Genomic DNA, 25,969 nt, shown 5'->3' on the forward strand with positions numbered 1-25,969 from the left:
AGCTTTGTTTTTTAATTTTGTTGGGTGATTTGATTTACTGAGGCTGTCAGCTCATTCCATGTATTGAGAAGTTCATCCAGGAAAAGTTTTCCTTTTTCTGTGATCTGATAATATTTTCTGGGTGGGCCTCCAGTAGATTCTTCCCATCTGTAAGAGAGAAACTCTCCGTTTTTAAGTCTTGTAAGAAGAGGGTAGAGGGTCCCTTCCACTACATCCAGTTTTCCTTTTTTCAGTTCGTCAATCAGATCGGAAACATACATTTCGCGGTGATTGATGAGACTTAGAATACAGAATTCCAGAATTCCTTTTCGCATTTGCGCTTTGGTATTTTCAGTATTCATCTTTGATAAGTTTTGTTAATTAGTTATATTTTTAGAAAAATGCTCCTAGCTAGCTGAGCCTATTCTAATTTTACATTACAAAGATATGTAAATAAAATGGTATTATGTAATACAAAGTAGTGAAATTTTTAAAATAAATAATTTAATCTATTGATAATCAATAAAATAATTTTGTATTGATTTTTTTGTTAGAATGAATTTTGGCAAAAAATGATCAAAAAAATTTGAATTTTAACACATCAAGGAAGAATTATCCATAGTAGACTAATTTCATCTTTTATTTTTACCATTCATCACTCATCATTTATTATTATAAGGAGCTTGGGATTTTGAGATCGGCATAATGATTCGTATTTTTGTTAGGAAAAACACTTAATCCATTTACTATTACTATGAATATTTTGAACAGCTATAAACACTTACCGGTATTTCTTTTATTGGGCTCTTTATGTTTTGGGCAATATCAGTTTGAAGTAAAAAATATATCCAAGAAATATAACGCAATCATCCATGTGGAAAATTGTAATGATGGCCAATGTGGAGGAAAAGGAACGGTAGAGTTGTATGACAATAATAACAGCAAGGTACAGAGTTTTGTTTCTGATAACCTTGTTTTAAATCCGGAACAGGGACAAAAATTGATTCCGGGGAAACTGATTCCTCTGGCAAATGACCAGCGTTCAGTCATTATAGATGATTTTAACTTTGACGGAACCGAAGATGTGGCGATAAGAAACGGGAATATGGGAAATTACAGCTCGGCTTCTTATGATGTATATGTATTCAACACTACAAGACTGGCATTTGTAAAAAGTGAAGAACTTACAGACCTGGGCTCAAGTGGTTTTCATTTTTTTGAAACAGATGCCAAACGCAAACGTCTTATTTCCTATGGTAAGTCCGGTTGCTGCAGGATTTTCACAACAGAATATGCCGTTATTCCGAATAAAGGACTGGATAGGGTGCTGGAAAAAGAGGAAGATATGACCAATGAGGATCAGATAAAGGTAATAACGAAAGAAAAGATCAATAATAAATGGATAACCAAAACCAAGGTATATCCGGCAGATCAGTATAACAAAAATAAAAAGTAAGATGAAAATTCAGAAAGAAATCGATTTTATCCTGGCAGTGGATGCTTTGAAAAATGTGCAGCGAAGAAACTACAATGCTGATGATTCCCGAAGAGAGAATACGGCAGAACATTCGTGGCAGATCATTATCCTTGCCCAGATCCTTTATCCATATGCTAAAAACCGTGCAGATATTGATTTATTAAGAGTAATAAGGATGCTTTCCATTCATGATCTGGTAGAAATAGAAGCCGGAGATACTTTTATTTTTGATGAAAAAGCAATGGTAGGAAAATTTGAAAGAGAAAAAGCATCTGCCCAGAAGATCTTTGGAATTCTGGATGAACCTTTACGTACAGAGTTCTTTAACCTATGGCTTGAGTTTGAGGAAGAGAAAACGCCGGATGCTATTTTCGCCTGCGGGATTGACAGAATCATGCCGTTTATTTTAAATTCCCATACTGCAGGAAAAAGCTGGACTGAAGCCGGAGTAACGGAAAGACAAATACGAAACATGCTTGAAAATGCGATCAGCAGAGCATCAGATGAAATGGGAGAGGCTTTTGAACTTTTGCTTAACAGAAGTCTGGAAACGGAAAAGGTTTTGAAATAATTTCAATGAAAAAAATATTCGGGCGGCCTCTGGCCGCCCGAATATTTAGTATTTATAGTATCTGAATTGGTTTCTTGAATTCATCAATCGCTACAAAAGTAAAATCACCTACAATTGCTTTTTCTCTTTCGTAGGAATACATCTGCTCCGTGTAAATTTCAACATTTACTTTCATACTGGTTTTTCCCACGTATGAAACCTTCCCGATCAGTTCCACAATAGTTCCGGCAGGAATAGGTTTTTTGAAATCGATTTTGTCACTGCTTACCGTTACCACTCTTTTTCTGGCAAAACGGGTTGCGGTAATAAAAGCTACTTCATCCATCAGCTGCATGGCAGTACCTCCAAAAAGGGTATCGTAATGATTGGTTGTGTTAGGGAAAACCGCTTTAAAGATTCTGGTTTCGGATGCTTCAATTCTTTCTTCTGTAGTCATATATCATTATTAATTAAAGCGAAATGAGAGATATCAAAACAACAGAACAATGACAGGAACTTTGGGAATTCCTGAAACAATTCATCAGATCAATACAACTTCAGATCGCGAAAGTTACATGTTTAAGAAAAAGGCAGGTCTCCTGACTTGTAACATCATTTATCTCCTTCCCATGCCTCGCACAGTGGATCTTTGATAAAGACTTCAGTTACTTACAGTTGCGCGACAGTCCGTGATTTTCACACGGTTCCCTTTTAATCTGCAGTGATGCAGAACCAATTTCTGTGATGAATAAGTATTAAAACTTTTCGGATGCAAAAATAATGAATTTATTCCGGATTGTGGAAAATAATCTGACTGATTACCCTTCCTTTCTTGATGGTCCACAGAGTTGTATATCTGTTTTCCCCTGAACCGTTGATCATATAAAGGAAAATATTATCGTTATCAAGGGCAGTTACTCCAACGTTCTCAAAATCCATAGTAGGCTGGAACATATTTTTGATAGCTTCTCTTACGAAAACAGAACCTCTTCCGGGTTGTTGTACCCTGATTGATTTGATTTCAGTCATCCCTTCGGGAAGATCATTTCCGATTCCCCAGGGTTTTACTTTGTCAATGGTAAGGAGCTTTCCTTCCGCATCTTTTTCCTTTTTGCGGTATCCTGCATTGGAAGGATAAATATCAATTACAACTTTGCTTCTTTGGGCAGTAGGGATTTTAGGATCGGAATTGTCGGTGAAGATAAGTGATCTTCCGTTTTTAGATTTGGAAGGGGTATAGGCAGGAAGCTGGTCAATATAAGCAATACGCTCTTTATTCACCATTCCTTCCTTATCAAGTGTTTCATAACGTACAAAAGGCTTGTCATCATCCTGTTTTTCAGGATATTTGATCCAGATCCATTCTGTTTCTCCCGGAGCAGGCTTTACATAAACGAATACATCGCCTTTACGCATACGGATCTTATCTACAATTTTTCTGTAATTGTCTTTATGAACCCGCACATTGGCATATCCCTCTTCAGCTTTTACCACTCCGAAAGGAACTTTATTCTGCCCCTTTACAAAGGCTAAGGAAAAAATACTGAAAGCAGATAAATAGAATGCTTTGTTTATGAAAGTCATCATGAAAATTTTTTGATCCTTCAAATATATAAATTAAATGCTTTTCGGAAGATAATTATACCGCTGCAGTTCATTTAAATCTTGTAATTGTTTCAGATGGCCGTCTGAAAGCAGATACATAAGTTCAGAAATATCCAGAACATCTTTAAAATTATGGTCAGAAATAATAAATCCTTTATGGGCTGACTCCAGAAGTATATTTTTCTTTAATTCTTCAGTAATCCTGGGAGAAAGACTATGAAATGGCTCGTCCAGTAAAATAAAATCCGCTTCAGAATAAATAATCATCAGGGTTTCAATGATTCTCTGCTCACCCTTGGAAAGGTCTTTAGGTTTTTCATGAAGGAAAGGTTGTACAAACTCTGAATTAAAAAGTAATTCAGTATTCTTTTGGTTACAAAAAAGGGGAATCAGTTTTTTGATTTTTATATATTTAGGTAGAAACAGCTCCTGTGGCAAATAGGAGATCCGGTTTTTTCTGTCGGAAATGTTTTTCAGAATAGTATTGTCATATTTTATAAACTGAGTATCACCATATTCAGTCCCTAAAATAATTTTCAACAATGTTGATTTTCCGCTTCCATTTCTGCCTAATAACCCTATAACCTGTCCTGTTCCGCATCCTATATAAATATCCTGCAGAATTTTTCTTCCATTAAAAGATTTTGTTACACTATCAATATGAAGCTTACTCATAAGAACAGTGTTATAGTTTTTACAAGAAACCCTGATAATATCGTTCCTGTCCAAAGAAAAGTTCTTGAAAATCCTGAATTGGTATAAAAATAATATTCGCTTTTAAACCTTACTTCATACATAAAGTAATGAAGAACCGGTAACATTAAAAGAAAACTTAATCCAAATGTTTCAATACTGTACGGTAGCAGAAAAGAAATAAGTAATGAAAACAGCAAGGCAGGAATCAGGATTTTTTTATAAAAGATCCAAAGAATAGTAAAGTTTCTGGCCATGTTTAATACTTTAAGAATAGGTATCCGATATTAATATTTAATATATGGAGGTTGGTTAAACTCTTATAATCATTATTTAAACCACAAAAGGCACAAAAGTTTTAAACACTTCAGTTTTTTTCAGAACCAAAACCTTATGCATAATAAGTACACCTAAGTTTTGTAAAAATCTTTGATTTTCATCTTATGTGAACATTTCTGCGGTATCATTTTAAACTTACTTGATTGAACTCAAGTGTTTTATGAAACCTTTTGTAACTTTTGTGGTTTTGTAAAGTTTAAACAACTTTATAATTTCAAATATATTAAAAACCTTTATACAAGAGAAAAATTAAAAGATTCATTAAGAAATAAATAAAAAGAAAGAGCACTGAAAAGTGCTCTTTCTGTATTTGCATAAATTAATCCTCAGACTAATTAAATTCTCTCAAGTTCATCCGCATCAATGGTGGTTTTGAAAGTCCCATAATTGACGATCACTTTATTACGTGAAATTTTCTCAATAGTTCCAACACTGGTGCTTCCTGTAATACGGACACGCTGCCCGACTTTCATCCACACAGCACGGTCGGTTTTACGTTTTTCCTCCAGTTTTTCATTGGTCTCAGCAATTTTTTCAATCACTTCCTCTTTTTTCAGCTGTTGGGTGATTTTTCTCTTAACAACCTGCAGACGTTTGGATTCATCCTTATCGGTACCTAATTTTCTGAATTTCTCCTGTTCAAGAAGCTTTACAAAATCTTTTACAACATCCTTTCTGGATTTTCCTTTCGTATAGCTGTCGATGAATGTCTCAATCTTATTTCCGAACTGAAGTTTCCGGTGTTCCTCTTCATACAGCTTCTGGAAATTGAACAGTTTTTGCTGAAGCTGGTCATTCAGTTTCTGAAGGTTATCACGTTTATCTTCTACAGATTCTTTTCTTTCTGCAAGATCAGATTTCAGTTTTTCAACCTCAAACTTTTCCTGCTGCAGTTTTACAATGGTTTTATCAAGATTAACAATATCGTGCTCTACCTTTTTCTTGGCAGAATGGATGATAAACCTTGGAATTTTATTCTTTTCTGCAACTTCAAAGGTAAATGAACTTCCTGCCTGTCCTACTTCCAGCTTATACATTGGTTCCAATGTTTCTTCATTGAAGAGCATTGCTGCGTTTTGAGCGTTAGGGAGCTGTTCTATCACCAGTTTGATATTGGTGTAGTGGGTTGTGATGATGGCAAAACTCTTTTTGTCATAGAAAAACTCCATGAAACTTTCTGCCAGCGCACCTCCCAGCTCAGGATCAGAACCTGTACCGAATTCATCAATCAGTAAAAGCGTATTGGCATCAGCCTCACGAATGATTCCTGACATTTTCTTCAACCTTGATGAATAGGTCGATAAGTGATTTTCAATGGATTGGTTATCTCCAATATCAGTCATGATTTTCTCAAAGAAAAACATTTCAGACTTTGGATGAACCGGAACCAGGATACCACTCTGAATCATCAGTTGTAATAATCCTACCGTTTTCAGGGTAATCGATTTTCCACCGGCGTTCGGACCGGAGATACAGATGATCCTGTTATGCTCCGTTAAAGTCAGTGTCTGTGGATGAATCGTTTTATTCTCTATTTTGTTTCTTAACCATAAAAGAGGATGGTAGGCATCTCTTAATCTCAGTGTTTTATGATGGTTGATTTTTGGAAGAACTCCGTTGATCAGTTCACCAAATTTCGCTTTAGCTCTCGTAAGGTCAAGATCGAAAATATATACCTGATATCTCCATAACTGAGGTTGAAATTCTGCCAGTTCTGCGGTAAGTTTACGGAGAACTTTATCAATCTCTTTTTTTTCTTCTTCTTCACTTTCGCGAAGCTTGAAGTAGTGCTTTACAACACTGTCCGGCTGAATGTAAGTAATGGAACCTGTTTTGGAAATTCCTAATGTTCTTCCCGGAACCCTTTTTTTGAATCCTGATTTTACAGCCAGAACCCTTTGGTCATCAATAATGGTTTCCCGTATATCGTCCAGAAAGTCACTCTGTCCATACGTGGTAAGCGAACGGTTGAAATTTTCCTGGATAGCTTTTTTAGCAAGCTGAATTTCAGTTCTTATCCCTTTCAGAGCTGGGGAAGCTTCATTTTTTACTTCACCAAAACGGTTAAAAACCTTATCTACTTTCTCAATGATCTCTTTTCTGAATTCCAGTACAGAAACTTCTTCCAATAAAGTAGGAAACGTTTCCGGCATGGTAGGGAAGAACTTCTGCAGTTTTCCGATCTGTTCCGTGATGGTTTTTATTTTGATGAAAGCAGCATTTTCCAGACGGTAATTCTCAATCAGCATCAATTTCAGCTCACTTTCAATATCTTCATATTCATCAAACGGAATCGCATTTGAACTTTCGAAACTCGACAGGTATTCTGACGTTTTCTTTAATGAAAGTTCTGCCTCGTCTATTTCCATCGGACGAAGTTGAAGAATTTTTTCTCTTGTTTTCGGAGAATACGCAAATGGGGAGATTTCCGCGAGCAATTGCGGAAACTCTAATTCGTCTAAATCTTCTTTATCTATATACACAGTGCAAATTTAGTGAGAATTTTGATTATTACGTATATCTGAGAGATTTACAGAATAAATTACCTAGAGATTTAAAATTTTTAACGCTAAAAATAAACCGATAATATTCTTTTATTAAATTTGATATATGAAACTGGAAACCCAAAGATTATTACTGAAAGATATCAACGAAAGTCATGTTGATGATATTTTGCGAATCCGAAGCAATGAGGTGATCAATCAGTTCGTCATAAGGAAGTCTCCTAAAAATAATTACGATGCCCTCCAGTTTATTCTGACAATTAAAGAAAGAACTCAAAATAACCAGACCATCTATTTAGGAATTTCTTTTAAAGATCAGCTGAATCTTATCGGAACCATCTGTCTCTGGAATTTTTCTGAAGACCGGAAAACAGCAGAAGTTGGCTATGAATTGCTGCCGGAATATCACAGACAGGGAATTATGTCTGAAGCTTTGAAAGCGGTTTTGGATTTTGGTTTTAATGAATTGAATTTAGACGAAATCCTGGCTATTACGAATAAGTTTAATGAAAATTCAAAAGGGATCCTTTTAAAACATGACTTTATTTTATGGGAAGGAAAGGAAGATAAAGGTTTCCCTGATAATATTATTTTTAGTCTGAAAAAGCTCTCCGCTAGCCATCACTAGAAATCCAAAAGGTTTTCTCTATCTTTATCGCTGATTGAAATTACATATGAAAAATGAAATAAAATCTTTAACGGGACTTAGAGGAGTTGTCGCATTATGGGTTGCTTTTTTTCATTTTAGTTTTTTCAGGAATGAATTTATTCAGGATATAGTGGGGAAGGGCTATGTAGCTGTTGATATCTTTTTTGTGCTGAGTGCCTTTTTACTAACGGTTTCTTATTCTGAAAAGTTTAAAAACCTGAATTATAAAGTAACAGAGGTTTTTTACAAAAAAAGAATCAACAGGATTTATCCTGTTTACATCCTATCAGTTGTTTTTATTGTACTGTTTTTAGAGAAAAGCTCTATAGCCGGGTTCCTGATCAATGCCACATTAGTACAATGCTTTTTTAATCCCAATTATCTGCTGAATATAGTTTATTGGTCACTAAGTACAGAATGGATCTGCTATTTGATCTTTCCTTTTATGTTATGGATTATCCTGCGTTATAAGATTCGCAGTGAAATTTTAATTGTATCAAGCTTGATTTTGAGGTGGATGCTTCCCCATCTTCCCGGCCATTTATATATAGGCTCTGAAATTCCATTGAAGGAAGGAGAATCAACCGCATATCTTGATCTTCCATATGGCCTTGTTTCCCTTCTGAGAACAGTTTCTTCCTATTTTCTTGGGATTGGAGTTGCCCTTTTGCCTCCATTTAAAACGAAAAAAGAAAATCTCATCATTTATATTATTACTATAATATTTGTCTGTTTGTTGTTTATTGGTAAAGGACCATTGTTTATTCCTTTATTATCAGCATTGATGATCAAATGCCTGTATGAAGGAAAGCAAAACTATCTGAAGGCATTTTTGGAAACCAAAACAATATATTTTTTAGGCAATATCTCTTACTCGTTGTATATTATCCATTATATGGTGAAGAAACAGAATTTCGTTATTGTACATAATTATCATCTTAATAATCTGTTATTAATATCATTTTCATTATTACTGTCTTACTTTTCTTATATGCTGATTGAAAGAAAAGTGAAGATATTTAAGGTATGATTAATGCTCTTGTTTTATTTTAATATTATTATTTTTGCAGTATGACCTGGACAGAAATTTTAGCCCCGATAAAAAGTACGGAATACTTTAAAACCCTTTGGGATAAAGTGAAGAATGAATATGCAACAACCAAAATTTTTCCGCCAAAAAATCAGATCTTCAGAGCATTGGAGCTGACGGCTTTTGATGATGTTGAGGTTGTGATTATCGGGCAGGATCCTTACCATAATGACTATCAGGCGAATGGATTGTGCTTTTCAGTTTCCGAGCAGGTGGCTGCCCCGCCTTCACTTAAGAATATTTTCATTGAGTTAAAAGATGACTTAGGAGTGGTAAGAACTTCCAAAGAGCTTGATGATTGGGCAAGACAGGGTGTTTTGTTGTTGAATGCTACTTTAACGGTTCGTGCTCATTCTCCTAACTCTCATAAAGATCTGGGCTGGGAAAAATTCACCGATTTTATTATTAAAGAAATTTCAGATAAAAAAGAAAATGTGGTATTTGTATTGTGGGGCGCTTTTGCACAAAAAAAAGCCGAACTTATAGATCCGGCTAAACATTTTATTCTTAAATCAGCACACCCTTCCCCTTTTTCTGTTCACAGAGGTTTTTTTGGAAGCAAACCTTTCTCAAAAATTAATGAGTATCTTGTTTCCAAAGGGAAGAAGCCTATTTCCTGGTAGAACCAGCTGATTGATCTGCTTTTTTGATTGTAATTCCGATTTTGTATTTTCCAGCCAATGCTTTTGAGCCATCCTGTTGTTTCGGATATGGGGCAATATCCTGTAATGCAATCGTATATCCGTTGAACTCTGTTGACTGGTGATAATTTCTTGCAGGAAAATCTCCACTGGCAAGGTTCAGAATCATCGGTCGGGTAGAAGTTCCCATGACTTCCACCTGAGCAAGAGCAACTCCGGCCCAGATACAATGGGCACCTTCGGGACAGCGGCTGTCTTCAGAAATCCCTTTGAATGTTACATTCATCTGGTATTCCCTTAAAAACTTATTTTCCCCTTCACTGAGGTATATAACACCATCTTGCTGATTATTGGCGCTTGTAGATTTTGTACCTGCCGGCATTTCAGTGGCTTTTGTGTTTATCTTTGATTTCTTTTGGGCATCGCATCCTGTTAATGCAAATATTCCAAGGCTGAGTAGAACAATTTTATGGAACATAGTTTCTTATATTTAATTAAATGACGTTAAACATATTAAGTAGTACTACCAAAAACATTGCCACTCCCACTACAAAGCTGAATCCGGTTCCGTAGATGAACCCAACTAATGCTCCTTTGGTAGATCGTAAGGCTTTATTCATATCCTTACTGTCATGAAGCAATTCACCAATAAATACCCCTGCAAACATTCCTATCAGAAAGCCTAACGGGATCGGAATAAATACTCCAACAATAGTCCCAACCACAGAACCGATACTTCCCCAGCGTGTACCCCCATATTTTCTGTTGGTCTTTGCCGGGATCACATAGCTTAGTACTACAGAAGCAGCAGTAAGAATTCCAAATGCCCAGATATAAATCATCGGAAGATCTGCATCTGTCCCGAATTTATAGATCAGGAGTCCGCAAATGCTTAGCAAAAGACCGGGTAATACCGGAAGAAAAGTTCCCAATATCCCCACAAATAACAGAATAAGGCAGAAAATATTAATTACCGTTGTATCCATTCTTTTTTTTAATATAGATGCAATATAAAAAAAGTGGCCTTATAAAAAGCCACTTTGAGAACTGAGTTATAAAATTTTATTACAAATTTAAGATTACATATTCCAGGATTGGTCCTGCTTTACCGATATTTCCGCTTGCATGGTTATGGAATGTGGTATAATAGATATTTCCGCTGCTGGAGTTTCCTGTACAAGGTCCCATTGTATCTCCATGTGCCTGATGTGCGTTCCAGGCATTTTGGTTGATCGTAATGGAGATATTGTTTCCATTGGCCGTGTGGTGGCAGATTGTGATGTGGTTATTGTTCAGGGAGGTTCCTACAGGAATCTGTGGCGCAGAAGGATTGGTATAGTGGCCTGTTCTTATCATCAGAGGTTCGTTACCTTTTTGTACCAGAACATCCCAGAATGCCGGATCATAGTTCTGAATTTTTTCCCATGAACCCATATCATATTGAATATCCAGTGTATTAAATCCTAATGCAGCTGCCAAAGCCGTGTTTGAAACGTTACAACCCATATAAGTGGTGGCTGTACCAATATTTTGCAGACAAAGAAGATTATCATTGATAAAACCTCCCGGGGCATTACAGCTTACAGTATTTGTATTTCCCCCTACCAGATAAGCCGAAGCCCAGTCTGAGCTGTAAAGGCTTCCGCCATTGGTTACAAAGGTGGAAAGATTGTTATAAACACTGGCGTCATTGGATGGCGTGGAAGTTCCTGTTTGGGGGTAAGTACGGGATCCGCAATTCAGGAAAATAATATCATACTGTGAGATAGTATTCATATTTTTTAAATCCTGATAAGTAATCTCAGTTGCGGTATATCCAAGAGAACTTATAATAGCTTCAATTTCATCATAACTTCCCTTTATATATGCCATTTTTGCGATTTGGTCTAATTTTGAATCGGTTGCAGCCACCGTAACCGTTTCATTCTTCTTAACGGCAACAGGAACTTCGGTTCTGAAATTTTTACCGTCACCAGTCTGAATATGAAGCGTTGTATTGCCCTCAGGTGCGGTTAAACTGAAGCTGCCATCAGCGTTGGAATAGGTATGGTAAACATTGCTTTGACTGTCAGTAGTAAATACAAGAGCACCTCCAATGGGTTTGGTCCCGTTTTTTGCAAAAACTTTGCCCTCCACTTTTCCTGTGGAGACCACTTTTACAGGATTTTCATCAGGAGTAACAGTATCATCTCTTTTACAGTTCACTAAGAGCACGAAGCTGCATAGCATGATTAATAAGTAATTTTGTCTCATATATGTTTGATTTTGATTGGTTTAGTTTTAATCAAATTTAATGATTTTTTAATATTAAAACATTAAATGTGAAAATTATTTTAATATTTTTCACTTATATCTTTAATTTTTAGTTTATTTTTCAATTGTAATGGTAGCTTGTGGCAGATTAATATTTTTTAAGATAATCGTTCCATAATTTTTATTAAATATTTTCCGGTGAATATCTTTTGGGATGAAAATTGATTGTGAATAGTAAAATGATGATTCTTAATTTCATAAATTTGCTGTAATGAATGACCAGTTACAAGAAACCAAAAACTTTATACAGGAGCTGAGTGAACAACTCTATATCTACATTACCCGGATTTCACCAGCCGGGCTGGACTGGGTTTTTCATATCATTGTAAAACTGAGCTTACTTCTTATTCTGTTTTTGATTACTGATTTTGCTTTTAAGTTCATCATCAATTCTGTGTTCAGGTTATTTCATAATGAACAGAAGTTTCCGATCTTAAAATCTGTTTATCAGTCGAAAATCACCAATTCTGTAGCCCACTTTGCCGCGTTGATTGTAGTGGGCGCTATCCAGGGTTCCATATTTCCGGAAAACGCACTGCCAAAAACAACGATCTTCATTATAAGATGTGTCAATTTAGGGCTGGTATTAATACTTGCGGGAATGCTGTACAGATCGTTGACTGCTTTCAGAAATTATTTCAGCATTAAGCAGGATTTTTATAAGATCATGGCACTAAATGCCATCTCGGAAACTGTAAAAATCTTAGGACTTTTCATATTTACAGTAGTAGGAATCTGTGTGATTTTCGGGATTAAAGGAACAACAATCGTAGGAAGTCTGGGAGCCATTACTGCTGTGCTGGTATTGGTTTTCAGGGATACAATCCTGGGATTCGTAACAGGTCTTCATGTGGCCACTTCCAAAAATTTAAAAGTAGGAGACTGGGTAAGCATTCCCAAATACAGCATTGAAGGAAATATCACGGAGATTAATCTGTTGACTACCAAGATTACCAATTTTGATAAAACAGTATCCACCATTCCTACTTATGATCTGATGACTACTGAGATCAAAAATATGCAGGTGATGTCTGAGTCCAATACCAGAAGAATAAAAAAATCAATTTACTTTAACATCAATTCTTTTAAATTCCTGACGGATGAAGATATTGAGCGCCTGAAGGAGATTAACCTGATTTCAGATTATCTTGAAGAAAGAACCACCGAAATCAAAAAAGAGAAAGAAAGCCTGGTACATAAAGATAAAATTGTAAACGGAAGACAGCTTACCAATATAGGTGTTTTCAGATATTACGCACAGAAATATATTGAAAACGATCCTGATATTGATAAAAACGGAACCCGGATGGTACGTCAGCTGGACATCACTCCGCAAGGGCTGCCCCTTGAAGTATACTGCTTTGCCAATGATTCCAAATGGGAACGTTTTGAGCAGATTCAGGCAGATATTTTTGACCATCTGCTGGTGGCTTCAAAGGAATTTGAACTTCAGGTAATGCAGGTAAGCGTGAAAGTGTAGAAAAGCGGAAAGCTGGAAGTTCGGCGCCTTTTAAAACAAATTTTAAATTAAATTTTTAAATGATCATGAATGCAGAAGACCCAAGGAAGTACAGTGCCTGGATTTACTTCCAGCCCCAGGCTTCCAGCTTCTATCATTTATATCTAACATCTAACATAAAAAATGACAAAACTAAGCGTAAACATTAATAAAATTGCGACGTTAAGAAATGCAAGAGGAGGTGAAACCCCAAGTGTTACAGAAGCTGCTGTAAAAATTCAGGAATTCGGAGGACAGGGAATTACCATCCATCCAAGGCCTGATGAAAGACATATCACAAGAAAAGATGTTTATGATCTGAAGCCGTTGGTTACAACTGAGTTTAATATTGAAGGAAATCCGCACAAAAGCTTTATCGATATGGTTTTGGACGTGAAACCTGAACAGGTTACCTTAGTTCCGGATGCTGATGATGCTATTACTTCCAATGCCGGATGGGATACAAAAAAACACCTTGATTATCTTACAGAGATTATTGCAGAATTTAAAAAAGCAGGAATCCGTACCTCGATTTTTCTGGATCCTCTACCGGAATTGGTAGAATATGCTGCAAAGACCGGAGCAGATAGAATAGAACTGTATACCGAAGCATACGCAAAAAACTATCTGACCAATAAGGAACAGGCTATAAAGCCTTATTATGAGACAGCTGTTGAAGCTACTAATTTCGGATTAGGAATTAATGCAGGTCATGACCTGAGCCTGGAGAATCTGAAATACTTTGCAGACAACATTCCAAATCTGTTGGAAGTATCTATCGGACATGCTTTGATTTCTGAAGCACTTTATATGGGATTGGAAAATACAGTTCAGGCTTACCTGAAGAGGCTGGCTAAATGGTAATAAATTATGAGAAATCAGAAGCTGGATGCTGGAAGTTAGTAAAACTTCAAGTGTATTAAAATAGCATAAACAGATTATGCTTGATTTATCTAACTTCTGATTTTTCACCTCTAACTTCTAAAAATATGGAAATCTTAAACTCAAAAATATTCGGCGAAAATTTAACGACCACGCCGCTTCTGGTATTTCACGGATTATTCGGAATGCTTGACAACTGGGGAAGCTTTGGAAAAGATCTCGGAGAATATCTTCCGGTACATCTGATTGACCTTAGAAACCATGGCAGAAGCTTTCACTCAGACAGTATGTCTCATGATGACCTGGCTGATGATATTGCCCGTTATATGGATCATTACGGAATTCAGAAAGCGCATGTTCTGGGGCATTCATTAGGAGGGAAAGCAGTGATGCAGTTTGCTATAAAATATCCTGAACGTGTTGAAAAACTGATTGTTGTGGATATCTCACCTAAAGCATATCCTCCGCATCATCAGGGGATTATCAAAGCATTGGAAACCGTAGACTTCAATACGGTAACTTCAAGAAATGAAGTGGAAGCAGTTCTGAACCAATACATTCCGGAAAGATCTACCGTTCAGTTTCTAACGAAAAATCTCTATTGGGATGACAATAAAAAACTCGGCTGGAGATTTAATCTTAAAACATTATCTGAAAAATATAATGAATTTGTATCCAACGCTGTCAAATTCGGAGTTTTTGAAGGAGATACCCTGTTTATAGCAGGGGCAAAATCCAATTATATTCTACCGCAGGATGAATATGGAATCAGGCAGCAATTTCCTAAAGCTAAAATAGTTACGGTAAAGAATGCCGGACACTGGGTACAGGCTGAAAATCCTGTTGATTTTGCAAATGTTGTAAAGGAATTTCTTGGTTTAAGTTAATATTGTACTTTAATTTTAAATATTGTGTTAAAATTTTATTAAAACGCGCTATTATTTCTCCATGATTTGAATTTTTTGTACTTTGGATTTTCAAAACAAAAAAATATTAACTTATGGAAAACAAAAATTCAAAAAAGAAGCCGTTTTTTGCTACATTCCTGGAAAAACAGGTGAAGGATCCTGAAACAGTAAAAGGAGGAGGTATTACTTCTGTGCTTGCAGATCAGATTACAACATCCCTTCAGGATCAGATCACTACTCCTATTAAGGATAATGTTACTACACCTGATAATGATAATGTAACCATGAAATATCCTTCTGACGGTGATGAGGATGTTTTAGAAGTATGATCATGTGTACAAGCATAAGCTAAATTATATTCAAACCAAAACTAAAACATTATGAAAAGCAACAACTCAAAGAAGAAGCCGTTTTTCGCATCATTCCTGGAAAAACAGGTAAAGGATCCTGAAACAGTAAAAGGAGGAAGTGATATAACACTTGCCGAAACAGATTTGATCACAAAGCCGACAGTAGACACGGTAACATCTCCGAAAGATGATATGATGCAAACCATGAAATATCCATCTGACGGTGATGATGATGTAATCAACCTTCCACTGTAAGATCAGACAGAATATTAAATAAAATAGTAGGGAAACTTAAACATTAAGTTTCCCTTTTTAATAAAACCGGCAAATGATTCTCTGCATCACCCACTCACAGGATTTTTATAACATTGACATTTTTTTCGAATATCTGAGGTCCAAAAATATTCCTTATTTCAGATTGAATTCCGACCGCCTGAACCATCTTCAGAAGATCAGCATCTGTGAAAATTCATTTGAACTGACAGATGAATCAGGAAATACAATCCACTCTGATGATATCAAAGGAGTATGGCACAGAAAAGCATGGAGGATCAGTGCTCCTGAAGAGCTGGATCAGGATTATGAAAGGATTTTCCTCAACGAATATGGAAGCCTGAGGTATAATCTGATGACGGCTTTGGAACATATTCCCTGGATCAACCCTTATGAAAACGAAAAAAAAGTAGATGGAAATAAGATATTTCAGCTGAAAATTGCACAAAGAAATAACTTAACCATTCCCAAAACCATTTTTTCTAATGATGAAGAAAAAATAACGACATTTTTCCATCAGTACTGTCAGGGAAAAGCCATAGCCAAACTTCATGGGGTAACTGCGAAAACGATGTCAGGAGAAAACATGATTTCGACTACGGTTATTGAGGAAGAATCTCTTGAACACCTTTCTGATATTGCATATTGCCCGATGATTTTTCAGCCTTATATTGACAAAGAATATGAGCTGAGAATTGTCTACGTGGACGGAGATTTCTTCACAGGAAAGATCAATAACAGTGAAAATGCAGACTGGAGAGTAGCGCGTGAAGGGTATTTCTGGTCAGCCTATGAACTTCCTGAAAAAAGCAAACCTTACTTCTATGATGAAAGAAATGGGGCTTTATATAGGAGCTATCGATATGATCAAAGGAAGAGATGGAGCTTACTATTTCCTGGAAGTCAATCCGCAGGGAGAATGGGGAATGCTGCAGAAAGAGCTGGGATTTCCCATTGCACAAAAAATTGCCGACAATCTTATCAAAAGAATCAATTTCCATGAATAAAATTTTAATTATAACACATACCGCAGATAATTTTTCCATTGAAAAAGTAACAGAATACATTGAAAAAAATAACTGTGAAGTCATCCGATTTGATGTTGATGTTTATCCTTTACAAAATAAACTTTCCACTATTTTTCAGGATGGTGAATGGGTAAGTTTTCTTGAAACTCCTGAAGCAAAACACCGTTTGGATGACATTTCTGCCATCTGGTACCGGAGAGCTTACAATATCGGAAAAGGATTGAAAGAAGAAATGGATAGTAAATTTTATGGGGCCGCAATGGGGGAAATTCGGAACACCCTTTTTGGCTTCTTCGAATCGGTAGATGCATATTCTTTAGGGAAGCCAAGTGTATACCGAAGACTGGACAGCAAGGAAGAACAGTTGAAAATAGCAGACAAATTAGGATTGACAATTCCTGCAACCTGCCTTACCAACAACCCTGATGAAGCTAGAAAATTTATTCTGAAGAACAAAAATGTAGTAGCTAAAATGCAGACCGGTTTTGCCATCTATGAAGACGGTGTTGAAAACGTTGTGTTTACCAATGTTGTAAGCGAAGATAAACTGGGAGAGCTGGATTCACTGCTGTATTGCCCTATGCAGTTTCAGCAGATGATTCAAAAGAAAAAGGAACTTCGTATTACCATTGTGGGAAGAGATGTGTATGCATTTGAAATAGATTCCCAACAGTCTGAAGATGCCAAAATAGACTGGAGAAAAGATGGAATCAATCTTATCGATAAATGGAGCAGAACAGAACTTCCGGCAGATGTAGAAGCAAAATTGCTTGAGCTTCTTGATGTTTACAATGTAGACTACGGAGCCATAGATATGATTGTTTCTCCTGAAGACGAATATTACTTCATCGAGATCAATGCTGCCGGAGAATTCTTCTGGCTGGATAACCTCACAGGAGGAAACCTTATTTCCAAAAGCATTGCAGACGTTTTGTGTGATAAGGCTCCAAGAAGAAATAATGAAGTAATGGCTTAAAAACAAAGCAATTTGTAATCATAGAAGTCCTGAAAGCTGTCAATTCTTTCAGGACTTTTACTTTTAATATTCAGCTGTGATTAAATTTTTTCTGTTTATTGATTTCTGAATGATAATATTGGTTAAATTAAATTGAATTATGCTTTAAAAATCGCAAATTTGCAGAAGCAGTTTTTCTGACGATTTTTTATAAATCCGGAAGAATTGCCGGATAGAAAATATTGTTATATTTTAGTCAGCAATCAAGTAAATAATTAATGATTTTTGTAACGGGTGCTACCGGAATCCTGGGAAGAGTAATTGTACTGGAACTTCTTAAAAGGGGGAAAAATGTACGTGCTTCCAAAAGGCCGGGAAGCAATTTAAACGAAGTAAGGCATTCATACGGCTTTTATACGGAGAATCCTGATGATTTTTTTAATAAGATCGAATGGGTAAACGTAGATTTTGATGATCTCGACTCTTTGGAAACTGCACTGCAGGGTGTGGATGAGGTGTATCATTGTGCCGCAAAAGTGAGCTTTCATCCGAAAGATGAAAAAGAGATGTACCATACCAACATCAAGGGTACAGAAAATCTGCTATATGCCTGTGAAGGTTCAGACGTTAAAAAATTTCTTCACGTAAGTTCCGTTGCTGTTCTTGATAATTTTAATGAAAAAGGAGAATTAGATGAAGATTCTGACTTTAATCCAAAGCTGGAACACTCCGCATACGCTATTTCAAAACACTTATCTGAAATGGAAGCATGGAGAGCTTCGGCAGAAGGTATGAATGTCGTTATTATTAACCCAGGAATGATTGTAGGAAGCGGAAACTGGAACCAAAGCAGCGGAGAGCTTTTCTCTACCTTTGAAGACAATGGCTTTACCTTTTCAGGAGGCTCTGCCTATGTTGACGTAAGAGATGTAGCCAATACCGCAATCGGGCTCATGGACAATAATCTTTTTGGAGAGCGGTTTATCATTGTTGCAGAAAATAACAGGTATGCCGATCTTGCCAGGCAGATCAGATCCCGTCTTGGACTTAAGGAAGCAAAAATTCTTACCCCAACTCAATTAAACATCGGGAGAATAGCCAACCTCCTTTTCGGATGGCTGATTCCAAAACTGAGAATGGTGACTAAATCCAATATTGAAGCCATATCTTCATTCAACACCATTTCCAATCATAAAGTCAAAGAAAAGCTGAACTACCAGTTTATTTCTGTAAAAGAAAGTATAGACTTTCACCTGAATAATTATATTAACGACAAAAAGCTGAAGAAATGAATCTTGCAGAGGCAATTATCCTTAAAAATGTAGAAAAACATCCTATAAAAGCGGCTATCGGATTTAAAAAGAAAGATGCAGCCTGGAAAGAGCTGAGCTGGAAAAAATTCAGTGAGATTATTTTTAAAACAGCCAATGCTTTAAAAGAAGCAGGTGTTCAGGAAAATGACAGAGTCGCTATTTATTCAGATAATTCGTCCGAATGGATGATCATGGATCTGGCTTCAATGGCTATTGGAGCTATTACGGTACCTGTTTATTCTACCAATAACGCTGAACAGGCAGAACATATTATTAACGATTCGGGCGCTAAAGTTGTTTTAGTAGGAAACCAGATGCAGTATGATGCCTGCCTGGAACTTTTACATAAAGAAGATAACAGTCTGGAAACGATCATTATTTCCAAAAAAGCAGTGTGGATCAAGAAAGAATTCAACAGCTTTTATCTTGAAGATTTTATAGCAAAAGCTTCACCAAAGCTGCAGATCTGCAAGAAAGAATATGATGATACAGCCACTTTAATCTATACCTCCGGAACTACCGGAATTCCAAAAGGAGTAATGCTTACCCACGGAAATTTTATCAAAGCGTTCGATTCTCATTTTGAATTTTTTAAGTTTAAAAACTTTGAAGAAGAACTATCGCTGGCATTTTTACCGTTAAGCCATGTTTTTGAGAGAAGCTGGAGCTTACTTTGCTTATATGGCGGGGCGCGTGTTTATTTCCTGGAAGACCCTAAAAATGTAGCCAAAGCACTTGAAGAAGTAAAACCTACGGCGATGTGTGCTGTACCGAGATTTTTCCAGAAAGTATATGCCGGAGTTCTGGAAAAGGCGGAAGAAGGATCATCTTTGAAAAAGAAAATCTTTGACTGGGCCCTTAAAACCGGATGGGAAACAGCCGAGCTGAGAAGAAATGAAAAACCGGTTCCTTTTGGATTAAAACTGAAAGAATCTGTTGCTGATATGCTGGTCTTCAGTAAAATTAAAGAAAAAATGGGCGGAAGACTTTGGTTTTTACCATGCGGTGGCGCATCACTTTCTCCGGAAGTTACCCGTTTCTTTGAATCAGTGGGAATTCATGTAACTGTGGGCTATGGGTTAACTGAAACTACCGCTACATTGACGCTATTCCCTTTGACTCATTTTGAACATGGTACCAGCGGAAAACCATTGCCAGGCGTAGAAATGCGTATAGGGGAAAATGATGAGATCCAGGCAAGAGGCAACGGAATCATGAAAGGATATTACAAAAAGCCTGAAGAAACACAGAAAGTGTTTACCGAAGACGGATGGTTCAAAACCGGTGATGCAGGGAAGTTTGATGATAAAGGAAATCTGATCATTACGGACAGAATCAAAGATCTCATGAAAACGTCCAACGGAAAATATATCGCTCCGCAACAGATTGAAAACCTTTTAACAAACAATAATTTCATTCAGCAGATTATGCTGATCGCAGAAGGCCGACAGTTTGTTTCAGCGTTGATTGTTCCTAATTTTGAGTTTTTGCAGGATTATATCAAAAAGAATAATATCCCTTTTACCAGTTGGGAAGATGCTGTAAAAAATGAAAAGGTAATAGACCTTTACAAGGAGAAAATTAAAGAATTACAAAGCCACCTGGCAGATTATGAAAAGGTGAAGAAATTTACCTTAATGCCGGCAGAATTTGATATCAATACAGGAGAAATAACCCCAACTTTGAAGGTCAAAAGAAATGTGGTAATTAAGAAATATGCAGATATTATAGAGAAAATGTACTAAAAGGTGTAATGGAAGTTTCCATTTAATCCTAATTTTAATCTCCGGTTTTCACGCATATCACAACTGAGATGTGAAAATTCCCCTCTTCCGGAGGGGTGGCAAAAATTCAAAGAATTTTTGACGGGGTGGTTAAAATATTACTAAAATTAAACTATGACGACACAAGAATTTATAGGAAAAGAAAATTTCACCATTCATACACAAACGGTTTCAGAGAACTGTCCGTCTAATATTGCCCTGATTAAATATTGGGGAAAATATGCAGATCAGATTCCTGCCAATCCAAGTATCAGTTATACTTTAAATCATTGTAAAACCAATACTTCAATGGAATTTGTGGCTAATGAACCTTTTTCAGTACAGACTTTCCTTGCCGGAAACGAAGAGGTGAAGTTTGCCGAAAAAATTGAAAAATATTTCAGAAATATAGAGCAATACCTTCCATGGATTTTAAAAGGTAAATATATCATCAGAACAGAAAATACATTTCCGCACAGTTCCGGGATTGCAAGCTCTGCTTCGGGATTTGGAGCGATAGCAAAATGCCTTATGGCTTTGGATGCTTCATTTGCAGAAAAAACTTCTGAAGAAGAATCTTTGAGAAAAGCCTCCTTTTTGGCAAGATTAGGAAGCGGAAGTGCATGCAGAAGCCTATACAACGGGCTTGTGGTATGGGGAGAAACGGATGAGGTAAAAGAGAGTTCTGATCTGTTCGGGGTGCAGTATCCGGATGCTGAAATTCACGAAGTATTCAAAAACTTTAATGATTGGGTGCTGCTGATTCATGAAGGGCAGAAAAGTGTATCTTCAACAGTAGGACATGGTTTGATGAAAACCAATCCTTATGCAGAAAGGAGATTTCAGGAAGCAAGAGAAAACTTTGTCCCGATGAAAGAAATTCTGAAAAGCGGAGATATGGAGCGTTTTATCAAGCTGGTAGAACACGAAGCGCTTACACTGCATGCTATGATGATGATGAGCGATCCTGCTTTTATCCTGATGAAAACAGGTACTTTGGAAGTCATTAATAAAATCTGGGATTTCAGAAGGGAAACAGGATATCCTTTATTCTTTACGCTGGATGCAGGAGCCAATGTTCATCTTCTGTTTCCAAACAATGGTTCTGAGGAACAGATCAAAGCGTATATAGAAACAGAATTATTACAGCACACTCAGAAAAATGGAGTCGTGAAGGATGTAATGAGATTTTAAAATAATAATAAAAAGTGGGTCTAAAGCCCACTTTTTTACTAATCTTCAGTAACAACAGCCTCCCGGTCGCCGTCTTCTTTTTTCCCCTCTTCTATCATGATTTCTGCTTCTGCTTTTTCTTCAGCGGTCGCTGTTTCAATCAGTTCTTGCTGCTCATCATTGTGATGATCTATGAAAAACTCGCAATATACCGGAAGGTGATCCGAACCGAAATTATCCAGGGTCTTCAGCTGTTTGATAAAGATATCTTCACTGTGAAACATCAGATCAATAGGAAATCTTAAAAGACGATACTTTGCATGGAAGGTAGAAACGAAAGAATGTCCTACTCTTGGGTCTATCAGATGACTGGTTTTTCTGAAAAGAACAGATGATCTTGACCACGCGACGTTATTGAAATCACCTGCCACAATAACTGGTTTTCTGATGTCTTTTATACGTTTGGCAGCACTGAGAAGATCACCATCCCTTTCCTTTGACGTTTCTTCTTCTGTAGGACTCGGCGGTGGAGGATGTACACCGAAAAAAACAAAAGAGAACCCATCAGCTGTTTTCATATGAATTTCAATGCTTGGAATATCATCAGCCACAAAATAATGAGTCTTTGCTTCTTTAATTTCAACCCTTGAATAGAAATGCATACCGTAGGTGTTTTCAAGAGTCACTTTATGCTGGTAAGGATATTCTTTTTCCAGTGGTCTCATTGCTTTTTCCCAATCGCCGTTACTTTCCATCGTCATGAAAAAATCCGGATTATGCTTTTTAACAAGGCTGGAGAATCTCTCATATTCCTTATTGAACTGATAAACATTAGCCGAAATAAAATGCAGCTTGTCAGAAGACTTGTGAAGCTGTCTGTGTTTTTTTACAGGATACAGAGGAGTATATCTTACGAGAGTCCGGCTGTGATAGACAAACAAGGCCAATAAAAACCCCTGATAATACCATAGATGTTCTTTCGAATCAATGATAAGCCCAAGCAGAAAAGTGAAAAATATAAGATATGTAACCTGTATTTTAGCAAATTCAGGAACCCGGAATATCCAGTGGGAATGCTGAATTTTGGGCAGTATAGTCATGACCAGTAAAAGTATGGCCAGGGTCATATAAATAATCCACATATGAAACTCTGAAATAATTTTGTTACAATTTAAGGAAAATGAATTTTAAAATTTATTCATCAATGTAAATTTTATTTTATCTATTTTTATTGATCTAAATCTGTTCCATGAATAAAATAGTTGTGTTTTTTCTTCTGATCAGTATTTCAGGCTTCGGTCAGCAGAATAAAGATATTGAAAAACCTGTCCGTAACTTATTTCTCGGCATGAAAAATTCAGATCCGGAGCTGGTAAAATCTGCTTTTACGGAAAATGCGGTCCTTCAAACCATAACAAAAGACGGTACTGTAAAAAGTGACAGTGTACAGGATTTCATTGCTTCAGTCTCAAAATTTCCCAAAGGTGATCTGGATGAAAGAATTATCATAGAAGCTGTTCATACAGACGGAGGCCTGGCGAGCGTTTTTACGCCTTATTCCTTTTATTTAAAGGGGAAGTTGTCACATTGCGGTGCTAATAGTTTTCAGCTGGTAAAGCAGAATAATGAGTGGAAAATTCAGTATATTATTGATACGAGAAGGAAAGATAACTGCAAAGAAATACAATAATAAAGTTGAATTCAGAAATAATTTAAAGAAAAAATGAAAATCCATCATATTGCCATTATCTGTTCAGATTATGCTGTTTCAAAGAAGTTTTATACAGAAATTTTAGATTTGAATATCATTCGCGAAGTATACCGTGAAGAAAGACAGTCTTATAAGCTTGATCTGGCCATTGGGGATCATTATGTGATCGAGCTGTTCTCTTTTCCCGATCCGCCACAGCGCCCTTCACGCCCGGAAGCATGCGGCTTAAGGCATCTTGCTTTCTCCGTAGAAAATGTTACAGAAAAACGTAACGAGCTCATCGGAAAAGGGCTTGTTTGTGAAGAAATCCGTATAGACGAGTTCACCGGAAAAGAATTTTTCTTTACGCAGGATCCGGACCAGCTGCCTTTAGAGTTTTATGAAATGTAAAATTTTAGTGCGCGTAACCGGTAAGGAAACTCACCGCCATAATAGCTAAAACAATAGAGGAAATGACTACATAGACGTAGTCTTTTTCTTTTAAATAGCCTATCAGAGCGAAAACAATCCTCATCAGGGGTGTAATGATCAATAAAAGAATACCCAGCTGAATGATGGCCATACCTTCTCCTTTGCACAGAGAATCCCAGAAATATCCCCATATCTTTTCAGAAGAAGTACCTACCACAAGGCTGGTGTAGTTTTCAGGCATTTTAAAACCTTCGAAGAACAGCTTGATAAAACCGATCAGTGATGTAGCCACAGATAGAATAACACCCAGTCTCAGAAGATTTCCTACGGAACGGTTCAGATCTACATCTGTAAAATTCTTTTTCATTATCTGAAACTTTTGTTGATACCGTTATACATCATATAAACCGAAAGGATGGTAATCACAATGGCAAAAAATACTTTTAATTTTTTAGTCTTTGATACCATCAGCGTCTTTGAACCGATGAAACTTCCGATGACCACCCCAATCAGTACCGGAGCTACAATTACCGGAATAATTTCTCCTCTCTGAAAATAGATCAGTGCGCTGGCTACTGCCGTTACTCCGATCATGAAGTTACTGGTGGTTGTAGATACTTTGAAAGGCAGTTTCATCATATTATCCATGGCTAATACCTTCAATGCTCCGGAACCTATTCCTAAAAGTCCGGACATGGCACCGGCAAACATCATCATTAAAAATCCGGGAACTGTATTTCTTGCAGAATAGTTTTTCAATACTCCTTTATCCGGAAATGTTCCGTATAATTTCAACTTATCTTCCAGGCTTCCTTTGACCAGTGGCTCCTGATGATCCGGTTTTCCTTTAAGATTTAAAATAACCGTTAAAAGAAGAATACTTGCGAAAATAATTCCGATGGTATTCGGATTAAGCATTCCCGAAACAAGGGCACCGATGATAGCTCCTGCTGTAGTGGCTATCTCGAGAAACATCCCGATTCTCATATTGGTAAAGCCCTCTTTCACGAAAGCTACAGCCGCACCGGAAGAAGTTCCGATCACAGAAATGAGCGAAGCACCGATAGCGTAATGCATTGGAACGCCGAAACCCAGCGTTAATAAAGGAATAATGATAACTCCTCCTCCTAAACCCGTAAGTGAACCTAAAAGACCAGCGGAAATTGCGCCAAGGAAGAGTATGATAATTTCTGACATACTACAAATAATGTTACAAATATAAAATTATTGTGCTTGTCTGCCAAACATTTGAAAAAGATAAATTTAACGTATTTTTGTATGCATGAAAAATCAATTGAAATTATTTTATGTCATTCTGGGGGCAACACCTCAAGGAAGGAATATTGAGCAGCACGATGTTTTCTTCGGGATTGCAGAGAATCTGAAAGATCTGGTTCCGGATATGAAAGACTTTTGGAAGGAAGCGGATGGGAAAATCCACGTAGACTGTTATCAGGAAGTACAATTTGCTGACGGATATGAAGTGGAGATTGTGAACAAGGGAGAAAAGTCTTCTGAAGACCAGCTGTTTTTCCTCAATTTAGGAGGATACAAGCCTGGTTTCTTTGAAGAATTTCACGAGCAGCACTTAATGGTAGGGCCATCCATGGGAGAAATCGTAAAAAGAGCAAAAGCTACCGAATTTTATCAGACAATGGGTTTTGAAGGAGCTGTAAGTCATATTGATGATAAGCATGGAGTAGATATTGATGATATTTTCAATGTGAGCGATATTCTTCCTGCCCATATGAAAGAAAAATATTCTATCATTCTTAAAAAATCTGATGCAGAAAATCAGAAAAACCCGATGGGACTGGGTTATTTAAAAATTGATAAGATCCAATAAGAATAAATCTAATAAAAA

The 25,969-nt window shown here is 36.8% G+C and carries 29 protein-coding genes and 1 riboswitch; of the genes, 18 read left to right on the top strand and 11 right to left on the bottom strand.

All coding sequences use genetic code 11. The features are described from left to right. Positions 1–11 precede the first annotated feature (11 nt). Positions 12–341 (bottom strand): PadR family transcriptional regulator, encoded by a 330-nt coding sequence (locus tag ACE3RB_RS09715; RefSeq protein ID WP_050020108.1) that lies wholly within the window; start codon positions 339–341, stop codon positions 12–14. Between the two features lie 392 nt (positions 342–733). Here ACE3RB_RS09715 and ACE3RB_RS09720 point away from each other — a divergent pair, with 392 nt between their 5' ends. Both ACE3RB_RS09720 and ACE3RB_RS09725 read left to right on the top strand, forming a co-directional pair. Further along, positions 734–1,435, top strand: a complete 702-nt coding sequence (locus ACE3RB_RS09720; protein WP_374464048.1) for a hypothetical protein — start codon at positions 734–736, stop codon at positions 1,433–1,435. Position 1,436: 1 nt separating this feature from the next. Next, entirely contained in the window at positions 1,437–2,027 is a 591-nt protein-coding gene (locus tag ACE3RB_RS09725; RefSeq protein WP_047434061.1) for an HD family hydrolase, read from the top strand. Positions 2,028–2,079: 52 nt separating this feature from the next. Here the strand turns inward: ACE3RB_RS09725 and ACE3RB_RS09730 are convergent, their stop codons facing one another. The 4 genes from ACE3RB_RS09730 to ACE3RB_RS09745 form a co-directional block, all read right to left on the bottom strand. Next, positions 2,080–2,463: an acyl-CoA thioesterase gene (locus tag ACE3RB_RS09730; RefSeq protein ID WP_002977578.1), complete on the bottom strand. Its 384-nt coding sequence runs from the start codon at positions 2,461–2,463 to the stop codon at positions 2,080–2,082. A gap of 114 nt (positions 2,464–2,577) precedes the next feature. Continuing rightward, a riboswitch (cobalamin riboswitch) is annotated at positions 2,578–2,758 on the bottom strand. A 34-nt stretch (positions 2,759–2,792) separates the two neighbouring features. Further along, positions 2,793–3,593 carry a hypothetical protein gene (locus tag ACE3RB_RS09735; protein WP_278352121.1) on the bottom strand — a complete coding sequence of 267 codons (801 nt, stop codon included), beginning with the start codon at positions 3,591–3,593 and terminating at the stop codon, positions 2,793–2,795. Positions 3,594–3,623: 30 nt separating this feature from the next. Next, complete coding sequence (locus tag ACE3RB_RS09740) at positions 3,624–4,286, bottom strand: ATP-binding cassette domain-containing protein (protein WP_374464049.1); 663 nt, start codon at positions 4,284–4,286, stop codon at positions 3,624–3,626. A 692-nt stretch (positions 4,287–4,978) separates the two neighbouring features. Further along, positions 4,979–7,126: a DNA mismatch repair protein MutS gene (locus ACE3RB_RS09745; RefSeq protein WP_374464050.1), complete on the bottom strand. Its 2,148-nt coding sequence runs from the start codon at positions 7,124–7,126 to the stop codon at positions 4,979–4,981. A gap of 127 nt (positions 7,127–7,253) precedes the next feature. On the opposite strand from ACE3RB_RS09745, the gene ACE3RB_RS09750 reads away from it, so the two are divergent. The 3 genes from ACE3RB_RS09750 to ACE3RB_RS09760 are packed head-to-tail and all read left to right on the top strand — an operon-like array spanning position 7,254 to position 9,509. Beyond that, positions 7,254–7,775, top strand: coding sequence for a GNAT family N-acetyltransferase (locus ACE3RB_RS09750; RefSeq protein WP_374464051.1), 522 nt, complete (start codon positions 7,254–7,256; stop codon positions 7,773–7,775). A gap of 46 nt (positions 7,776–7,821) precedes the next feature. After that, on the top strand, positions 7,822–8,826 hold the full coding sequence (locus tag ACE3RB_RS09755; RefSeq protein ID WP_374464052.1) for an acyltransferase family protein: 1,005 nt from the start codon (positions 7,822–7,824) through the stop codon (positions 8,824–8,826). A 41-nt stretch (positions 8,827–8,867) separates the two neighbouring features. Then, entirely contained in the window at positions 8,868–9,509 is a 642-nt protein-coding gene (locus ACE3RB_RS09760) for a uracil-DNA glycosylase (RefSeq protein ID WP_374464053.1), read from the top strand. On the opposite strand, the gene ACE3RB_RS09765 is transcribed toward ACE3RB_RS09760, so the two are convergent. From ACE3RB_RS09765 to ACE3RB_RS09775, 3 genes are all read right to left on the bottom strand, one after another. Then, entirely contained in the window at positions 9,496–10,005 is a 510-nt protein-coding gene (locus ACE3RB_RS09765) for a hypothetical protein (RefSeq protein WP_374464054.1), read from the bottom strand. The two genes, ACE3RB_RS09760 and ACE3RB_RS09765, sit on opposite strands and share 14 nt — an antisense overlap. 16 nt (positions 10,006–10,021) lie before the next feature. Further along, positions 10,022–10,513 carry a DUF456 domain-containing protein gene (locus tag ACE3RB_RS09770; protein ID WP_374464055.1) on the bottom strand — a complete coding sequence of 164 codons (492 nt, stop codon included), beginning with the start codon at positions 10,511–10,513 and terminating at the stop codon, positions 10,022–10,024. A 79-nt stretch (positions 10,514–10,592) separates the two neighbouring features. Then, positions 10,593–11,780 (bottom strand): carboxypeptidase-like regulatory domain-containing protein, encoded by a 1,188-nt coding sequence (locus tag ACE3RB_RS09775; protein ID WP_374464056.1) that lies wholly within the window; start codon positions 11,778–11,780, stop codon positions 10,593–10,595. 271 nt (positions 11,781–12,051) lie between these two features. Here ACE3RB_RS09775 and ACE3RB_RS09780 point away from each other — a divergent pair, with 271 nt between their 5' ends. The 10 genes from ACE3RB_RS09780 (at position 12,052) to ACE3RB_RS09825 (ending at position 22,004) form a co-directional block, all read left to right on the top strand. Next, entirely contained in the window at positions 12,052–13,320 is a 1,269-nt protein-coding gene (locus ACE3RB_RS09780) for a mechanosensitive ion channel family protein (protein ID WP_374464057.1), read from the top strand. A 162-nt stretch (positions 13,321–13,482) separates the two neighbouring features. Further along, the gene (locus ACE3RB_RS09785) at positions 13,483–14,202 is read left to right on the top strand and encodes a pyridoxine 5'-phosphate synthase (RefSeq protein ID WP_374464058.1); all 720 of its coding nucleotides are present in this window, start codon (positions 13,483–13,485) and stop codon (positions 14,200–14,202) included. A 125-nt stretch (positions 14,203–14,327) separates the two neighbouring features. After that, a complete protein-coding gene (locus ACE3RB_RS09790) occupies positions 14,328–15,107 on the top strand; it encodes an alpha/beta fold hydrolase (protein ID WP_332387954.1) in 780 nt (259 codons plus the stop codon). Between the two features lie 113 nt (positions 15,108–15,220). Next, positions 15,221–15,457 carry a microviridin/marinostatin family tricyclic proteinase inhibitor gene (locus ACE3RB_RS09795; RefSeq protein WP_374464059.1) on the top strand — a complete coding sequence of 79 codons (237 nt, stop codon included), beginning with the start codon at positions 15,221–15,223 and terminating at the stop codon, positions 15,455–15,457. A 51-nt stretch (positions 15,458–15,508) separates the two neighbouring features. Continuing rightward, on the top strand, positions 15,509–15,733 hold the full coding sequence (locus ACE3RB_RS09800) for a microviridin/marinostatin family tricyclic proteinase inhibitor (protein ID WP_332387952.1): 225 nt from the start codon (positions 15,509–15,511) through the stop codon (positions 15,731–15,733). Between the two features lie 73 nt (positions 15,734–15,806). Next, positions 15,807–16,754, top strand: coding sequence for a RimK family alpha-L-glutamate ligase (locus ACE3RB_RS09805; protein WP_374464060.1), 948 nt, complete (start codon positions 15,807–15,809; stop codon positions 16,752–16,754). Beyond that, positions 16,751–17,755, top strand: coding sequence for an MvdD family ATP-grasp ribosomal peptide maturase (locus tag ACE3RB_RS09810; protein ID WP_374464061.1), 1,005 nt, complete (start codon positions 16,751–16,753; stop codon positions 17,753–17,755). Before ACE3RB_RS09805 ends, ACE3RB_RS09810 begins: the two co-directional genes overlap by 4 nt. A gap of 257 nt (positions 17,756–18,012) precedes the next feature. Continuing rightward, complete coding sequence (locus ACE3RB_RS09815; RefSeq protein WP_374464062.1) at positions 18,013–19,026, top strand: NAD-dependent epimerase/dehydratase family protein; 1,014 nt, start codon at positions 18,013–18,015, stop codon at positions 19,024–19,026. Further along, positions 19,023–20,792, top strand: coding sequence for a long-chain fatty acid--CoA ligase (locus tag ACE3RB_RS09820; protein ID WP_374464063.1), 1,770 nt, complete (start codon positions 19,023–19,025; stop codon positions 20,790–20,792). The genes ACE3RB_RS09815 and ACE3RB_RS09820 overlap by 4 nt, the downstream gene beginning before the upstream one ends. A 153-nt stretch (positions 20,793–20,945) precedes the next feature. Further along, the gene (locus ACE3RB_RS09825) at positions 20,946–22,004 is read left to right on the top strand and encodes a diphosphomevalonate/mevalonate 3,5-bisphosphate decarboxylase family protein (protein WP_374464064.1); all 1,059 of its coding nucleotides are present in this window, start codon (positions 20,946–20,948) and stop codon (positions 22,002–22,004) included. A 38-nt stretch (positions 22,005–22,042) separates the two neighbouring features. Here the strand turns inward: ACE3RB_RS09825 and ACE3RB_RS09830 are convergent, their stop codons facing one another. Beyond that, the gene (locus tag ACE3RB_RS09830; RefSeq protein ID WP_374464065.1) at positions 22,043–23,125 is read right to left on the bottom strand and encodes an endonuclease/exonuclease/phosphatase family protein; all 1,083 of its coding nucleotides are present in this window, start codon (positions 23,123–23,125) and stop codon (positions 22,043–22,045) included. A 107-nt stretch (positions 23,126–23,232) separates the two neighbouring features. Between ACE3RB_RS09830 and ACE3RB_RS09835 the strand changes: the two genes are divergently transcribed. Further along, a complete protein-coding gene (locus ACE3RB_RS09835) occupies positions 23,233–23,673 on the top strand; it encodes a nuclear transport factor 2 family protein (RefSeq protein ID WP_374464066.1) in 441 nt (146 codons plus the stop codon). 33 nt (positions 23,674–23,706) lie between these two features. Next, positions 23,707–24,084, top strand: a complete 378-nt coding sequence (locus ACE3RB_RS09840) for a VOC family protein (protein ID WP_374464067.1) — start codon at positions 23,707–23,709, stop codon at positions 24,082–24,084. A 4-nt stretch (positions 24,085–24,088) separates the two neighbouring features. On the opposite strand, the gene ACE3RB_RS09845 is transcribed toward ACE3RB_RS09840, so the two are convergent. Together ACE3RB_RS09845 and ACE3RB_RS09850 are read right to left on the bottom strand one after the other, a co-directional pair. Then, positions 24,089–24,472 (bottom strand): DUF1634 domain-containing protein, encoded by a 384-nt coding sequence (locus tag ACE3RB_RS09845; protein ID WP_002977601.1) that lies wholly within the window; start codon positions 24,470–24,472, stop codon positions 24,089–24,091. Further along, entirely contained in the window at positions 24,472–25,302 is an 831-nt protein-coding gene (locus ACE3RB_RS09850; protein ID WP_374464068.1) for a sulfite exporter TauE/SafE family protein, read from the bottom strand. The genes ACE3RB_RS09845 and ACE3RB_RS09850 overlap by 1 nt, the downstream gene beginning before the upstream one ends. Before the next feature lie 85 nt (positions 25,303–25,387). Between ACE3RB_RS09850 and ACE3RB_RS09855 the strand changes: the two genes are divergently transcribed. Then, positions 25,388–25,951 (top strand): DUF1543 domain-containing protein, encoded by a 564-nt coding sequence (locus ACE3RB_RS09855; RefSeq protein WP_374464069.1) that lies wholly within the window; start codon positions 25,388–25,390, stop codon positions 25,949–25,951. Positions 25,952–25,969 lie beyond the last annotated feature (18 nt).

The organism is Chryseobacterium sp., assembly GCF_041914225.1.
Taxonomy (GTDB): Bacteria; Bacteroidota; Bacteroidia; order Flavobacteriales; family Weeksellaceae; genus Chryseobacterium.